This window comes from Gordonia sp. NPDC058843 (assembly GCF_042743165.1).
In the GTDB taxonomy this organism is placed as follows: domain Bacteria; phylum Actinomycetota; class Actinomycetes; order Mycobacteriales; family Mycobacteriaceae; genus Gordonia.
On sequence record NZ_JBHYNC010000009.1, the window covers coordinates 44,549 to 60,116 of the forward strand.

Sequence of the window (15,568 nt, forward strand, 5' to 3'; positions counted from 1 at the left end):
ACGTAACGCGTTCTCAGATCGACACGACGGTGACGACACACGCGTTCCCGTCCATCCCGGCGGCGCCGCCACCCATCGTCTCGACCAGTCCGACACCGTGCCGGGCGACCTGACGACGATCCGCCTCGCCCCGCAATTGCCAGACGACCTCGGCGAGCTGTGCGGTTCCGGTGGCGCCCAGCGGGTGACCCCGGGACAGAAGACCCCCGCTGGGATTGACGGGTTGACGGCCGGCGCGCGCAGTGTGTCCCGACACGGCGAGATCTCCGCCGGAACCGATCTCGGCCATCCGGAGTGCTTCCAGGGTGGTGATCTCACCGATGGTGAAAGCGTCGTGGACCTCGAGGACATCGATCTCATCGATGCCGCGACCCGCCTCCCGCAACGCCTGGTCTCCGGCGCGACGAACGCAGTTGAAGCCCCAGACCTCGTCATTGCGGTGATCCCACGGCCGTCCCGAGACCGATGCCGACGCCTCGACGACGACGTCACGTGGGCCGCGGCGTCCCGCACCGACCACGATCGCACCGGCACCGTCGGTCGTCGGGCAGCATTGCAGCATCGTCAGCGGATCGGCGATCGGCCGCGATTGCAGGACCGACTCGATCGTCGGCGGGTCGCCCCGCAGGTGCGCGCGCGGGTTGTGCAGGCCGTTGCTCTTGTTCTTGACCGCCACCGCGGCGAGCTGTTCAGGTGTGAGCCCGTGGACGTCCATGTATCGGGCGGCGGTGAGTGCGTAGAGACCCGGCAGCGGGAGACCGCTCGCACCTTCGGGGTCGGTGGCCTCGGGGACGATGGCTCCGGTGAACAGCGTCGACATCTGCTCCACGCCGATGACCAGGACACAGCCGAATCGCCCTTGCCGCACCGCCGTCACCGCTTCGTGATAGGCACTCGTCCCGCTGGCACAGGCATTCTCGATGGTCCACATCGGGATCGCTCCCAGACCGAGGCCGCGCTGTATACGTGTTGCCACACCGGGTGGGCCGAAGACCGAGCCGACGACGATCGCGTCGACCTGGTCCGGGGTGATCTCGGCGTCGGCGATCGCCTCGGTGACGGCCTCCCAGGCGAGGCCCTCGACCCGGCGGTCGGGAAACACACCGAAATCCGATGTTCCGACGCCCCAGATCGACGCGTCGGCGGTCACTGCGCGCCCCCCATCGCCAGTTCTCTCTCCACCAGATCCCCACCCTCGGTGACGAACTCGATGGTCGAACCGCGCAACGGGATGTCCTCATCGGCCGGCACGTGCACCAGGACACGGGGGCCGTCGACCACGTCGACATAGGCAAGTCCGAACGGGGGCTTCCACCGGCCCACGGGAATTCGCGCCGTGGTGGCCGCCCACACAGTGCCCACCGGTTCGAACGCCGCCCGTTCGACGGCGCCGTAGCAGTCGGGGCACCACGGGACGTCATGCTGAGCGATCACATGGCCGCACCTCGTGCACCGCGCGCCGATCAGCTTGCCGTCGACGACCTGCGGGCGCGATTCGGCGACGGTGAGTCCACCCGCGCCGGACCCCGCGCGCCGTTTGTTCGGCCGGTCGGTGAGCTCGGACTTCCTGGCCGACATCAGTGATCACCATGCAGGGTCAGCTCGAACCCGCCGGATTCCACGTGGAGATACGCGCCGACCGATGTCGAGATCAGCTTCCGGATGTTGCGCAACTCGCGGCTCGTGAGTCCGTAGTCGACGTTGCGGGCCGGCGTCGAGCGCATCACGTCGATGTCGTGCTCGGGAACCAGCAACCGCAGGATCAGTTCGTCGTCGGAGATGTCCTTGCCGAACTTCTTCCGGAGTTCGGAGAGTTCGGGCTGCGGGGGTTCCCAGTCGCTGTAGCTCTGGGCCTTGGGGCTGTCCTGGATCCTGTCGAGAACGTTGCCGTCGATGGGTGCGACGGGGTTGCCGTAGAAGCCGTTGACGTACAGGAGGACCTCGTCGGGGACGACGGAGTAGCGCTGACCGGTGACCACGTTGAGCACCGCCTGGGTCCCGACGAGTTGCGAGAACGGGGTGGCCATCACCGGATAGCCGAGTTCCTTACGGATCAGCGACATCTCGTCCAGAACCTCCTCGAAACGATCTTCCATGCCGCGATCCTTGAGCTGGGCCTTGAAGGTTCCGGCCATCCCGCCGGGCAGCTGATGGCGGTACTGGAAGAGCGAGAACTCGGCGGGTTTGCCGACCGGGAGGTCGTCGATCCCGGCCACGTTGAGCAGGTGGTCCTCCACCGCACCCAGGCGGGAATCATCCACGTCGACATCGAATCCCGCGTAGCGAAGGTTGGCGACGGTGTTCTCGGTCGACGGCAACGACACCCCCGCGGCGAGTGGACGGCTCGCGGTGTGGACGATGTCGGCTCCGGCCAGGACTGCCTCGAGGTAATTCATCGGGGACAGGGCGTTGTTGGAGTGGAAGTGTGCCTCGACCGGCAGCTCGCCGGCCTCCCGCTTGATCGCCCCGATCAGGCTACGGGCTCGGTCGGGGGTCAACAGACCGGCCGCATCCTCGAGCTCGATGCCGTCCGCGCCGAGTGCGACGAGTTCGCGCGTCCGCTCGGCGTAGTACTCATCGGTGTGGAAAGGACTGTCGGCGAACAGGATGCACGGTATCGCCTTGGCGCCCTCGGACTGCGCAACCTTGACCAGTCGTCCGATCTTCTCTGTGTTGAACAGACCGTCGTAGATCCAGAAGCTGCCGATGCCGTGGGCGCAGAGCCGCTGCACCCACAGGTCCATCACACTGTCGGCGGTCAGACCGAAGGTGACTATGCCATTGCTTCGCGTGCCCGCACGCACCGTGGTGTTCGGCATCGCCTTCGACAAGGACACCAGCTGATCCCACGGGTCCTCTTTGCAGTGCCGGACCAGGACCTCGAAGATCGAACTGCCCACGAGGTCGATGGTGTGGAAGCCGGTGCGGTCGAGCTGAGCGGCGATCGGCAACCCGATCGCCTTGGTCATCCGCATGCCCCACCAGCTCTGCGGTCCGTCGCGCAGGGTCTGGTCGATCACGCCGATGGTTCGACGGCCACCCACCGACCGGTCGGCGCAGTCCAGGTAGCTACTCATCTCGTCTCCTCACGATTGTCGCGATAGTCGTCCGCGCCGACCTGGTCGATCCACCTCGTGGTGATCTCGCCGTCCCGGAACGCTGGGTGCTGCAACAGGTATCTGCTGAATGGAATGGTGGTCTCGACTCCCGCGACGCCGATCTCGGTCAGGGCCGCGGTCAACTTGTCGGCCGCCTCCTGCCGCGTCGGCGCGTGTGCGATGACCTTGGCGATCATCGAGTCGTAGTAGGGGCTGATGACCGTTCCGGCGCGGCAATGGGAGTCGACCCGGATGCCCATGCCTGACGGTGGCTGCCAGGTGGTCACGGTTCCCGGCGTCGGGATGAAGCCCCGCTCCGGCGATTCGGCCATGACCCGGGCCTCGATGGCATGGCCGGATGCACGCACGTCGTGCTGCCGAAAGGACAGCGGGAGCCCGGCGGCGACGCGGATCTGCTCGGCGACGAGATCGATGCCCGACACCATCTCCGACACCGGGTGCTCCACCTGGATGCGCGCGTTGAACTCGAGGAAGGCGAACTCGCCCGTGTCGGCGTCGTAGACGAATTCGACCGTCCCGGCACTGTCCAGCTCGATCGCCTTCGAGAACCGCAGCGCCGCCTCATGGATGTCGTTGCGCTGCTGCTCGGAGAGGCCAGGGGCCGGCGACTCCTCGATCACCTTCTGGTGCCGCCGTTGCGCACTACAATCGCGTTCGCCCACATGGACCACCGATCCGTGCTTGTCGCCGATCACCTGGACCTCGATGTGGCGGGCCCGGGCGATGAATTTCTCCACATAGATCCGTCCGTCACCGAACGCCGCGGTGGCTTCGCCGATCGCGGTGGGCAGTCGTCGACGCAGCTCGGCTTCGTCGGTGACGACGGACATCCCGCGGCCACCCCCGCCGGCCACCGCCTTGATCAGCGCCGGATACCCGATGGTCTTCGCAGCGGCCACGGCCGCGTCGGGGCTGTCGGTGATGTCGGAGCCCACGAGTGTCGGGACACCGGCGTCCTGGGCGATGGCGCGGGCGGCGGCCTTGTCACCGGTGCCTGCGACGATCCGTGCGTTGGGGCCGATGAAGACCAGGCCCTCTTCCCCGCACCGCCGGGCGAATCCGGGGTTCTCCGACAGGAATCCATATCCCGGATGTACCGCGTCGCAACCGGTGCCGGCGGCCGCGGCGAGGACGGCGTCGACGTTCAGGTAGCTCTGAGATGCGCTCGCCCCACCGATGCAGACCGCTCGGTCGGCGAGTCGGGCAGCGAGTCCGTCCCGGTCGGCGTCGGAGGTGACGACGACCGTCTCGAGTCCGAGATCGCGGCATGCGCGGATCACGCGTACCGCGATCTCGCCGCGATTGGCGATGAGCACTCTGCGCAGGAGCGCGCCGACAGGAGTCCCGGACCCTGCGCGCGAGTTGGTCATCGTGACGGGGCTAGTCATCGGGGCGGATGAGGAACAGGGGCTGGCCGAACTCGACCATGTCGGCGTTGCGCGCCCGGATGGCCGCGACCACCCCGGCGACGTCACTCACGACCGGACTCATCAACTTCATGACCTCGACGATGGCGAGCTGATCGCCGGCCTCGACGCGGGATCCGACCTCCACGAACGGCGGTGAACCCGGGTCCGGCGCCACCCAGAACGATCCGACCGTGGGTGCGGTGATCGCGACCAACCCGCCCTCGTCGATGGCCGTGTCGGCCTCTGGACGCACCGGGGCAGAGGCGGCCGTGGGCGCAGCGGCTGCCGAGGGAGGCGCGGAGGCCGTGGGAGCGGGTGCGGTAACCGGTTCGGACGGCACGGATGCGGGAGCTCTGCCGGTCGCGGGCGGCGGCGCATCCTTGCCGGCCGACACCGTCACCCCTCCCACGGTGAGATGCAGTCCGGTCCACGCCGACTCCTCGAAGGAGCGCAGGATCTCGGTGATCTCGTCCGGGCCGAAGCCGATGTCTTGCCGGTCGCCCGCCGTGTTCCTGATGCTGTTGTCGTTACTCACGATTGCGCCTTTCGGTGTGCGATGGCTGCCAGCAGAACGGGCAACGGATTGCTCGAGACGATGACCGAGGCACCCGCGGCCAACGCCGCGGCGACGCCTTCGTCGGTGTCGAAGAACGCTCCGGACACCGCCTTCGCACCGGCCGGGACCGATGGCAGCTCCTCGCCGGACTCGGCGACCGCGCGATCGGCGTCGAACACGTCCTCGACGGCCTGGGAGACTGTTTCGACGACGGTGACAGGTGCCAGTTCACGTGCCCAGGCGAGCAACGATGCGAGGTCCTCGTCGTCGTCGACCGAGTTCACCCTGCCCTCGAGCCGGCCGGCGAAGACCCGACCGCCGTTGGCGTCCACCGTGATCAATCGGCCGATGAGCTCCGCAGACGAACCCGCACCGCATCCGACGACGCAGGGGGTGTCGAGTGCGCGGCTGACAACGGCGGCATGCGATGTCGAACCGCCGCGCTCCGTGACAACCGCAGCGGCGGCGATCATGCCGTGGACATCCTCGGGGCTGGTGGCGTCGCGGACCAGGATCGAGCCCGGGTTCTGTTGTGCCTCCTCAGAACTCGCGACAGCGATGCCGACCGCGAAACCCGGGCTCGCACAGACGCCGGTGGCGATCGGCGTGTGGTCGCCGACCTTGGACGGATCGAGTGTGGGCCGGAGCAGGTGCCGGGTCTGATCTGCCGTCACCCGCTCACACGCGGTGGCTGTGTCGATCACGCCCTCGGCAACCAATGCGGTCGCGATGCGAACGGCGGCCTCGGCAGTCCGTTTGGCCGGTCTCGACTGGAGCAGGTAGAGCGTTCCGTGCTGGATGGTGAATTCGATGTCCATCGCGTCGCGACCCTCGCGATCCAGCAGTTCGGCGGCGGCGACGAGCTCGCCGTACAGATCCGGCCGATTATCGGCGAGCCAGGTCAGCGGCCGCGGGGTGACGCGGCCGGACACCACGTCTTCGCCCTGCCCGCGCGGAAGATACTCGCCGTAGGGTTCACGACGACCCGACAACGGATTACGGGTGAACAGCACCCCGGTGCCGGAGTCGTCGTCGAGGTTGCCGAATACCATCGCCTGGATGGTGACGGCGGTTCCGATGTCGTCGGGGATGCCGTAGTGGGCGCGGTAGGCCTTGGCTCGGCGAGAACGGCTCGACTCGAACACGGACGCCACCGATTCGCGCAGTGCCACCCGCGCGTCGTCGGGCACCGTGTGCCCGGTGTCCTCTGCGAGCGCCGCCAGCACGCTCGGGGTGTCGGGAAGGTCCTCGAGGTCTTCGAGACTCCCGCCGACGAGCTTGCCGTAGAGCGCGCAGAACCGGCGACGGACATCAGCGGCGAAATCGGGCCGGCCCGACTCGACCGCAAGCGCCTTCTCGGTCTCGTCGTTCACACCGAGATTGAGGACCGTGTCCATCATTCCCGGCATGGAGACCGCGGCGCCCGAACGCACCGACACGAAGAGGGGCTTCGGTCCGGAACCGAAGGTGCGGCCGGTCCGCTCCTCGAGGTAGGCGATGCCCCGCTCGATCTCGGCGAACAGTTCGTCGGTGATGCGACGGCCGTTCTCGAAGTACTGAGCGCAGGAGCTGGTGGTGATGACGATCGCCGGGGGTACGTTGAGACCCAGCTGAGTCATCCGCCAGAGGCTCCATGCCTTGCCGCCCACCAGCTCTCGACCGGGATCCTCATCGAGGTCGGCGATGCGCAGCACTGCTGACTCCATCACGCCGGCGCTCATTCGTCCCGCTCCTCGCCCATGACGCGCAGCAGGTGCTCGTGCATCTGGTACCACACGGTGTGATAGCTGTCGATGCGCACACTGCTGACATAGTCGTGCTCGCCGTGGTCGACTTTCTGGAGCGCATCGTCGAGTCGCGCGAGGAACCTCTTGCACAGCGCATCCGCGTCCGCGAACGGTGCGAGCAAAACGGTGGCGCGGTCGTGGAGCTGGGCGAGTCTGTCGATCACCTTGGCGTCGTGGTCGGAGTCGGAGTGGTCGTTGGGTTGTTCGGTTCCGTCGATGACGATCGTCTGCCAACTGGTCATCAGGGCGAGGTTCTTCTTGTTGATGCCGTGCTCGAAATCGGCCAGGGTGGAGACGAGTTGGGCATCGGACCGCAACGCGGCAAAGGCCCCGGGGTAGACCGCGTCGAGGTGTTCCCGGCCCGCCGGGGTGATCATGTACGCACCCCGGGCCGCGATGGCCCTGCCGTCGGCGACAGCCTGGTCGAGTGCCGTACCGATCGCCTCCGAATCGAGGCCGGTGACGTCGGCGAGCTGTTCGATGGTCGCCAACTGTCGCAGGGTGAGGCCGTGCAGGGCGAGATCGTTGATGTCAAGCATTTTCGGCTACCTTCTGTGCATTCATCGTCTCGCGCACGCTGCGACGCAACGACTTTCCGACCGGACTTTTCGGGAGCTCGTCCCAGATCTCGATGTGCCGGGGTCTCTTGAATCCCGCGAGTCGACTCGCGCAGTGGTTCATCAGCGCGTCGTCGTCGACCGGCTCACGCAGAACCACCGCCGCCGAGACCTTCTGTCCCCACTTCGCGTCGGCGATGCCGACGACCGCGGCTTCACGAACGGCGGGATGAGTGAGCAGAACGTCCTCGACCTCCCGGGGATAGACGTTGAATCCACCGCTGATGATGACGTCGTGCCTGCGGTCGAGAAGGTAGAGGTAACCCTGCGCGTCCATCTGACCGATGTCCCCGGTCCGTAACCAACCGTCGGCCCCCAGGGTTTCGGCGGTGGCGTCGGGTCGCTGCCAGTATCCGCTCATCGTGTGCGGGCCACGGGTCACGACTTCGCCGGATTCCCCTGCGGGTAACGACTTCCCGCTGCTGTCTCGGATGTCGACCTCGACGAGCGTGTACGGCTTGCCCGCCGAGGCGAGACGCTCCGGGGTGTGCTCGGTGGGCTGCAGGCAGGTGATCGCCAGCGGCGCCTCGGCCTGGCCGTACAGCTGCGCGAACACCGGCCCGAGGACCTCGATGCCCCGCGCCAGCAGTGCCGGTGCGATGGGGGCGCCGCCATAACACAGGCGCGTCAGGTGGAGCCGGCTGCGATCGATGTCGGCGTCCTCCAACATCATCGAGATCATCGTCGGCACCATGAAGGTCGCCGTCGCACGGTGCTGCACCGCCGCGTCGACGAAAGCCTGGGCGCTGAACTTCTTCAGGATGACATTGCACCCGCCCTTGACCAGATGCGGCAGGAAGAACGCGCCGCTGCCATGGGTGATCGGTGCTGCGTGCAGCATGACCGACCCCGGACCGACATCCGGCAGCAGGTCGACGAGGAAGTTCGCGACCTCGGCCAATTCGCTGCGCGTGGTGAGGATGACGGCTTTGGGTTTACCGGTCGTCCCGCCGGTGTAGGCCAATCGGAAGACCGCTTCCTGATCCCGAACCACCTCACAGGGGCTCGCGTCACCCGAGGTCATCATCGTGGCGAGCTCGTCGGTGGTGATGACGCTCTCCGTGGGACCCGGGACGCGGCCGTCGGTGATGAGGGCCCGCGATCTGGAATCCTCGATCTTGTAGGCGAGTTCGACGTCGGTCTCCCGCGCGTTGAGCGAAACCCGGACCAATCCCGCCTTGGCGAGGGCGTAGTAGGTGACGACGCCGTCGATGCCGTTGGGGACGAGGACCGAGACGTGGTCACCGGGCTCGAGTCCCCGGGCCAGGAGACCGTTGCCCACGCGGTCGGTGGCGACGTCGAACTCGGCGAAGCTCATCGTGCGCCCGTCCTCGACGAGTGCCGGTGCGTCACCGAAAGTGCGCCCCGCGCGCCTTATCAGGTCACCGATCTGTTGCCGGGAGCCCATCACCGATCCTGTCCGCCACCGGGGCGACCGACGCGGTAGAGCTCGGCGGCCTTCTCGGTTCCGTGATTCCATTTCACCCATTCCTCATCGAGATAGCGGAACCGCTGGTCGTGGATGGTCGGTGCGAAAGCCGCCGCCTTCGCGTTGTACTCGTCGATACCGATACGACCGGCGCTGGTGGTCCAGAGCCCGGTCTTCGGGTCGAGGCTGCTCCGTCCGCTGAGCTCGGCGCCGACGGTGGGCGCGTAGTCACCTTCGGAGAGGATCGAGAACGGGACCGCACTGATCATGTTCTGGTTCAGTCCCGAATACCGAGCCATGGTGTACGGGTTGGCCTTCTGATGGGGAAGCCCCAAGAGCCCGACCATCTCGGCGAGGTGATCGCGTGCGTACTCGTCGTTCATGAGCACCTTGAAACGCTGCGCACGATCATCGAGTTCGAACCAGTCCGACTGGCGGTACGTGCCGGCCAGGTGAGCGAAATCCTTGGCCACCGACGAATACACCAGTGCCCCCGCGTCGATCTGCTGTTCGCGCGTCCACGTCGCCATCCGCTTCCACAGATCGGATGTCGCCTCGGCCAAGATGTCCCGGTACTGCTCCATCGTCTCGGCGAGGGTCTCGGCATTGTCCATGGCGATGGGCACATAGCCCTCGGTCAGCGGATCGGACGTGTACATACCGACCGCCTGGATGTTCGCGGCGTCGTAACCCGGCTCCGCCTCGAAGGACGCCCAGTCGTCAACCAGCCGGAAGTCGGTGTCCTTGAACACGATCGGGATGGTGATGTTGTTGTGCGGCAACGTGACCGCGATGCCGTCGAGCCACGGGTAGTCGCCCTCGGTGAGGTCGAAGAAGTCGCGCATCAGCAACTGGCGGTTGTCCCCGAAGTTGTAGGGCCCGCTGTTGTGGATACCGATTCGGCACTCACAGTGCGCCAGGAATGCGTACTGCGACAGTTGTGCCAGCAGTTTGACGGTGGCCGTGTGCAGACGATCGCCGTCTCCGACGCCGATCAGCTGGTCGGCGAAGCCGTCGAGGGTGCGCTCGGGCAGGAACTGCGACCGGTCGCCGAACTCCTTGTTGGTGATGTGCCCGTCGTTGCGGTGGTACGAGAGATTGAAACGACGGCTGAAGTCGAGGACGTCGATGACGTCTTCGGCGGCATCCTGGGGACGGATGAGACCCCAGTTGAGCAGCATCTCGCGGCCCAACAGGTAGAAGGTCGGCATACCCCACGCGGCGTTCACCGTGTTGACCTTGAAACTGGCCTCGCGCACACGGTCGCCGAGTTCCTCTGCGGGAGTGGCGGCGTCGATCTCGCGCAATAGGGTCGGCAGGCGGTAGAAGCTGTTCAGGTAGGACAGCAGCATGTACGGATTCATCGGGAAGAGCTTGGATTGCTGCACCGTCCGGGTGATGCACAACCAGTAGGTGGTGTCGCTCAGGTTGCGCAGGAAGCTGTTCGTCTCGAGCAGCTCGGGGTACTTGATCTCGCGTGCCATGGTGATGTCCTCAGCTCTGCAGTTTCCAGATTCGGGCGTGACCGGTGTCTCCGGTCTCGTAGGCATCGGCGGCCGGCGGCGGCGTCGTGCTCTCGAGCTCGACGCGATCACCGTCCTCGAGACCGTCGATGCGGCAGTTCATCAGCGTCGGGATGCCGTACTCGCGGGCGAGGATGCCGAGGTGGGATCGGACTGTCCCGCCCAGGCAGATCACACCGGCGAAGTCCTCCAGGATGGGCGCGGTCAACGTGCCGCCCGAGTCGTCGATCACGGCGATCGTGTTCTCCGGGACACCGTCGCCGAGTAGTTCCATGACGTGTTCGATCCGGGACACCTTCATGACCGTGCCGACGGTGTTTCCGGTGGTCGTGAGCACATTGTCGCCGCGCCCGGCCAGTGCCTCGTCGGACTCACCCTCACCGGCGACGAAGGCCGAGTCCGACGCATCGGGACGTCGGTACTTGTCGGGCTCACTCTCCAGCGACGAGGCGGCGGAGAACTCGAAGCGGTAGCCCTCGTCCAGGAGCGCCTGCTCGATTGCGGCCGCGTCGTCGGCACCGAAGAGCTGACCGGATTCGGCGAAGACGTCCCGAGTCCAATCGAGGTCCTTCTCGGCCGCACGAGCGGCCACGAGCTCGCGTACCGCCGAGTTGTACCGCCGCGGGAGAGGCAGAGTCTCCTCCGCACCCCATTTCGGTCCGATGGCCGAAGATGTCGCCATGTCTGAACTCCTTGTTCGATCGTGCTGGCCGCTGGGGTCCCCGCGCCGCAGAGTCTGACTGTCTGCCCAGTTCAGGGACCTGAGTTCGCTCAAGTCGCCGCTGGTGATGTAAACCTAGGTCAGGGCCTGAATGTGATGTAGTCCACATAGGGGGACACTTTCGGGGGGCGCACGACCCCGGGCTCACCCGAGGAGAACGATGAACACGTCAACACATTGGGAACCGTCACCGATCCTGGATGTCGCCGACTACCGCCGCGCATTCGACATCATCGCCGGGTGCCACGACGCCTCGACGCTGGCGGAGTTCCGCGAGTCGCTCACCGAGTCGCTGTGCCGGAATCTCGCGGTGGCCAACGTGTCGTTCTTCTCGGGTTCCACGTTCAACCTGGTGTTCGAGGACAGCTGCCCGCTCACCGAGGGGGCAACCGAAAAGATGCTGCCGGAGTACCAGGAGCGATGGGCGGCCAACGACGTCTTCGGTTCGCCCGCCGCAGTTCGGCAGCTGCTGAGCAGTTCCGTGGCCTCGCTGAACGAACTGACCTCACAACGCAGGCTCCCCTCCTCCGCCGATGCCTACGTCCGCCACTTCCTGCACGGCCGGTGGGACATGGGTGCCGCAGCGGCCATGCGGCTCCCCCTCGCGGGCGGTCGCACCGCCCTCGTCGGACTCTTCAGCCACAATGCCGAGGATCTCGGGCCGCATCAGGTAGCCACCCTGCGCCTGGTCGGCCAGCAACTGGCGCCGGTCACCAAACGCCTCCCCATCGGGCCGGCGGTCACCGCGATCAGCAAGCTCACCGGGCGTCAGCGCGAGGTCATGCGGCTGGTCGCCGATGGCCAGAGCAACGCCCAGATCGCCGAAGTACTCTCTCTCGCCGAGGATTCGGTGAAGAAGTACGTCACCAGAATTCTTCATCAGACCGGTTGCCAGTCGCGGCTCGAACTCGCACTCATCGCGCGCGACGCGGGCATGTGACGACGTCCGTCGAAGCCGTCGCGAGCGCTTCGTGAACTCTCCGCTCGGGGATCTGTCCCCCAAAGGGGACTGCCCCCTCATGTGATCCAGTTCATATTCTGGCCGAAGTCCACTCCCGGACCGCGGAAAGGATCACCACCCCATGACGAGTTCTGCACCACACGCCGGCAGCGGCGTGAATCTCTTTGTCACCGAGGACGTCTCGGGTACCGCACGCTGGTTCGAAGACACCGCGGACGTACTGTCCATCGACGACGACGACCTCGAGGACACCATCGCATTCGTCCGAAAGGGAGGCATGACCTTCCTTTCGCCCATCCTGCCCGACCTCAAGGCCATCGTGTGCACGGCCGGCAGCCGGGAATCCCACCTGGCGATCCTGTCTCGAGAATCGGCCGTGCCGTGTGTCCTGGCGGCGAGCATCGACGCCGACATCCCGAACGGATCGCGGGTCCGGCTCGGCCTCGCCGATTCCGATACTGCGACGATCGAGGTCGTCAGCACCGACTCGGTGACCGCATGAGCGCGCCCACCGCACTGGACCCACGCGTACAGAACGACCCCGACTACGAGCCCACCCTCGAGGAGTGGAACGAGCTGGTACAACAGGGAGGGCGAGCCTACAAGAACGAACTCCAGGCACGGACCGTCTTCGAATCCGAACTGTTCGGGATGAACACCTACATCATCATGTCGATGATGGAGGACTACCTCAAGGTGCCCGAGCGGCTGCGGGTCATCACCGAGCACCTCACACCAGAGGAACTCGTCCGCGCCGGACTGCCCGTCGGCTCCAAGCGCAGCTTCATCAATCTCGCGGCAATGCCGTTGCACTACATGACCGGTCGCGAGCTCTATGTCGACCTCGGCGAGAACTCACTGGACAGCGGCCTCGCCGATCAGCTCGACGTGCTCCGGTTCTGGCGTCGCGCCACGATCGCCATGCGCACGGACGGCGTCCTGTACAACATGGACGCCACCCCGCCCAACAGCTCACATGTCGTAGGCCACGATCTCTTGGATGACATCCGCGGGCACCTGCTGCCCAACGATCCATCGACGACCGCGACGATCCGCAAGTTTGCCGCGCGCCTGACCGCGTACGCCTTCCTGGAGAACTGCGACGCACGAACTGCCGTGTGCGACACCGGACCCTACGATCTCGGGGACGGCACCTTCCTCGCGCTCCGCGAACTGTGCTGCGACGGCGACGCGGATTTCCCATGGCTCGACGGCATCCGGGAAACGCTGCCCGAGCATCGGTTCGTCCTCGCGTACCGCCTGCCGAACTCGGTCGACATGGACAACAACGTCTGGGGTACCGCGTGGTTCACTCCCAGCGACTACCTCGGTGACGTTGTCGAGGCACGCGTGTTCGCCCAGCGGGACGGCGACCTCCGCCCGCTCTCTCTCGACGAGGTCAAGGACATGACCGGCCACATCCGCAAGGCGCACCGTGCGCTGTACGCACGTCTCGCCGAGACCGATCCACAGGAGCGCAACCTCTACGCCACCCAGATGTACAGCTGGAAGCTGAAGGCCTGGGCCAGGATTGCCGGCTGCTACGACGAGATCGACTGGTCGATCAGTCCGTCGATCGTCGACTCATATCAACGCTTCAGCGATCCCGAGGTGGCACTCGGCCTGATCGGCGGGGTCTTCGTCCCCGCGGACCGGGACAGCTGTTTCCGCCCCCTCGGAGGACTTCGATGACCGCGACCACGACCGCCCGGCACCAGGGCATGAGTTCCTACGACTTCGGCCTGACCAGTGGACGCCTCCATGCTTTCCGCACCCCCCAGGACGTCATCGACGTCTTCGATCAGGATCTCGACGACGTCATAGCCTTCGTCGAGTCGGGCGGTACGACGTTCCTGTCGCCGATCCTGGGCAGGCTCGGCGGCATCGTGTGCACGTCGGGCACCACTCGTTCACATCTCGCCATCGTCTCCCGCGAGTACGAGGTGCCGTGCCTGCTCGCGGTCGAACTCGACGGGTGGGAGCCGGAGGACGATGCAGTCGTCACGATCGGCTCGTCACCATCCGGCGAAGGTTGGCTGTCTCCCGGCTCAGGGCCTGCCGCACAGACGGATTCACCGGTCACGTCGACCCCCGTCGACACGACTTCGGGTTCGGGTTCGGGTTCGGGTACCGGCATCGTCCGGCAGTACACGTCGGATTCCTCCGGGTCACCGGTCAGCGACTGGTGGACCTACATCGAGAGTGTCGGCGACGAGATCGGCCGCAAGCCGTTCCCCTCGTCGGTGACACCGGACACCGTCGCCGAGCTGATCGGTGAACCCCTGACCGAAGAAGGGCTCGACGCGCTGATCCAGCACATGGGGCGGTCGTTCAAGCCCGAGATGACCAGACGGTCGGGATTCACCTCGGAGATCTTCCCGATGATGCCCTACATGTCGATGTCGGTCATCGAGGACTTCCACAGCTATCCCGCACGCATCCGCGCCATCGACGCTGCGATGCCGGCCGAGCAGATCGGCGCTCGCCTGCGCGACGACGCCGGCCTGGTGAGCCCGTTGTGGATCTGGATGGTGGGCTACCACTACCTCTGTGGCCGTGAGCTCTTGATCCATTCCGGACGACTCGGTCCCGCCGACGATCTCGACGACGTCGGCACGGTCGTCGATTTCTGGCGGCGGCTGACCCTCGCACATCGCGGGGACGGCACCCTCGACTACAAAGATGCCGGGTTCAGCAACCAGTACCTGCCCGCGGACGTCGTCGACGAACTCCGCGCGACACGTCGCGATCTCGACGACGAGACCAACGCATCGCTCAAGAAGCTCAACGCCGCCCTGTCCGGCTACTGCTTCATGTACTTCACCGATTCGCGAGTCGGGATCTGTGACAACGGCCCCTACCCCGAGCCCGACGGCGAAGCGACCGTGGTGCGGGACTTCCTGAGTCTGGACTCGGGAACGTTCGCCTATCCGTGGGCCAGCGATCTCGATCCCGGTGTCAACGGCATCACCGTCACGCTGACCTATCCGGTCTCGGCGTTCCACGACTTCGAGATCAACGACTGGGGAACGACTTTCACCGAGCCAGATCACTTCCTGTCGGCGGTCACCAGGGCATCGGTGACGGCGCGGTACGCCGACGGGACGGCCCGTGTCCTGGAACCCCACGAATGGTCGGAGCTGGCAAGTCGCCTCAGCACCGAACATCTGAAGCTATATCAGACCTTCTCCACGATGAGTCGCGACGACCGCATCCTGGCGGCGACCCGGATGTACACCTGGGGCCTACGGCCGTTCGCCCGACTCGCCGGCGTCGAGGACTCCATCGACTGGTCGTTCTCCGGGAGCACGATGGCACTCTTCCCCGAGCCGCTGGCCGACGATGACCAGGCGGCCGCACTGTTCGGCGGAGCTCTTGTGGCGCATGACCGTCCGAGCGCGTTCACCGGAATTCGCTGATTCTCCCGGGCCATCACCCGGCACCCG

Annotated in this window: 14 protein-coding genes; 4 read left to right on the forward strand and 10 right to left on the reverse strand. The window is 66.1% G+C overall.

Going from position 1 to position 15,568, the window contains the following annotated elements; genetic code table 11:
- Positions 1-13 precede the first annotated feature (13 nt).
- From ACFW3F_RS08995 to ACFW3F_RS09040, 10 genes are read right to left on the reverse strand one after another with little or no spacing between them, the layout of a single operon-like run.
- A complete protein-coding gene (locus tag ACFW3F_RS08995; RefSeq protein WP_388056409.1) occupies positions 14-1,150 on the reverse strand; it encodes a thiolase family protein in 1,137 nt (378 codons plus the stop codon).
- Positions 1,147-1,578, reverse strand: coding sequence for a Zn-ribbon domain-containing OB-fold protein (locus ACFW3F_RS09000; protein ID WP_388056410.1), 432 nt, complete (start codon positions 1,576-1,578; stop codon positions 1,147-1,149). Before ACFW3F_RS09000 ends, ACFW3F_RS08995 begins: the two co-directional genes overlap by 4 nt.
- Positions 1,578-3,077, reverse strand: coding sequence for a carboxyltransferase (locus ACFW3F_RS09005; RefSeq protein WP_388056412.1), 1,500 nt, complete (start codon positions 3,075-3,077; stop codon positions 1,578-1,580). The genes ACFW3F_RS09000 and ACFW3F_RS09005 overlap by 1 nt, the downstream gene beginning before the upstream one ends.
- Positions 3,074-4,489 carry an acetyl/propionyl/methylcrotonyl-CoA carboxylase subunit alpha gene (locus ACFW3F_RS09010; protein WP_388056414.1) on the reverse strand — a complete coding sequence of 472 codons (1,416 nt, stop codon included), beginning with the start codon at positions 4,487-4,489 and terminating at the stop codon, positions 3,074-3,076. The genes ACFW3F_RS09005 and ACFW3F_RS09010 overlap by 4 nt, the downstream gene beginning before the upstream one ends.
- Positions 4,490-4,499: 10 nt before the next feature.
- Positions 4,500-5,063, reverse strand: a complete 564-nt coding sequence (locus ACFW3F_RS09015) for an acetyl-CoA carboxylase biotin carboxyl carrier protein (protein WP_388056416.1) — start codon at positions 5,061-5,063, stop codon at positions 4,500-4,502.
- Positions 5,060-6,805: a pyruvate, phosphate dikinase gene (locus ACFW3F_RS09020; protein WP_388056418.1), complete on the reverse strand. Its 1,746-nt coding sequence runs from the start codon at positions 6,803-6,805 to the stop codon at positions 5,060-5,062. Before ACFW3F_RS09020 ends, ACFW3F_RS09015 begins: the two co-directional genes overlap by 4 nt.
- A complete protein-coding gene (locus ACFW3F_RS09025; protein ID WP_388056420.1) occupies positions 6,802-7,410 on the reverse strand; it encodes a hypothetical protein in 609 nt (202 codons plus the stop codon). Before ACFW3F_RS09025 ends, ACFW3F_RS09020 begins: the two co-directional genes overlap by 4 nt.
- Positions 7,403-8,896, reverse strand: coding sequence for an AMP-binding protein (locus tag ACFW3F_RS09030; RefSeq protein ID WP_388056421.1), 1,494 nt, complete (start codon positions 8,894-8,896; stop codon positions 7,403-7,405). The genes ACFW3F_RS09025 and ACFW3F_RS09030 overlap by 8 nt, the downstream gene beginning before the upstream one ends.
- Complete coding sequence (locus ACFW3F_RS09035) at positions 8,896-10,401, reverse strand: hypothetical protein (protein ID WP_388056423.1); 1,506 nt, start codon at positions 10,399-10,401, stop codon at positions 8,896-8,898. The genes ACFW3F_RS09030 and ACFW3F_RS09035 overlap by 1 nt, the downstream gene beginning before the upstream one ends.
- Before the next feature lie 10 nt (positions 10,402-10,411).
- Complete coding sequence (locus tag ACFW3F_RS09040; protein WP_388056425.1) at positions 10,412-11,122, reverse strand: PEP-utilizing enzyme; 711 nt, start codon at positions 11,120-11,122, stop codon at positions 10,412-10,414.
- Positions 11,123-11,321: 199 nt separating this feature from the next.
- Here ACFW3F_RS09040 and ACFW3F_RS09045 point away from each other — a divergent pair, with 199 nt between their 5' ends.
- The 4 genes from ACFW3F_RS09045 (at position 11,322) to ACFW3F_RS09060 (ending at position 15,541) form a co-directional block, all read left to right on the forward strand.
- A complete protein-coding gene (locus ACFW3F_RS09045) occupies positions 11,322-12,101 on the forward strand; it encodes a response regulator transcription factor (RefSeq protein WP_388056427.1) in 780 nt (259 codons plus the stop codon).
- Between the two features lie 142 nt (positions 12,102-12,243).
- Positions 12,244-12,624: a PEP-utilizing enzyme gene (locus ACFW3F_RS09050; protein ID WP_388056430.1), complete on the forward strand. Its 381-nt coding sequence runs from the start codon at positions 12,244-12,246 to the stop codon at positions 12,622-12,624.
- The gene (locus tag ACFW3F_RS09055; protein WP_388056432.1) at positions 12,621-13,814 is read left to right on the forward strand and encodes a hypothetical protein; all 1,194 of its coding nucleotides are present in this window, start codon (positions 12,621-12,623) and stop codon (positions 13,812-13,814) included. Before ACFW3F_RS09050 ends, ACFW3F_RS09055 begins: the two co-directional genes overlap by 4 nt.
- On the forward strand, positions 13,811-15,541 hold the full coding sequence (locus ACFW3F_RS09060) for a PEP-utilizing enzyme (RefSeq protein WP_388056434.1): 1,731 nt from the start codon (positions 13,811-13,813) through the stop codon (positions 15,539-15,541). Before ACFW3F_RS09055 ends, ACFW3F_RS09060 begins: the two co-directional genes overlap by 4 nt.
- The last annotated feature ends 27 nt before the right edge of the window (positions 15,542-15,568 follow it).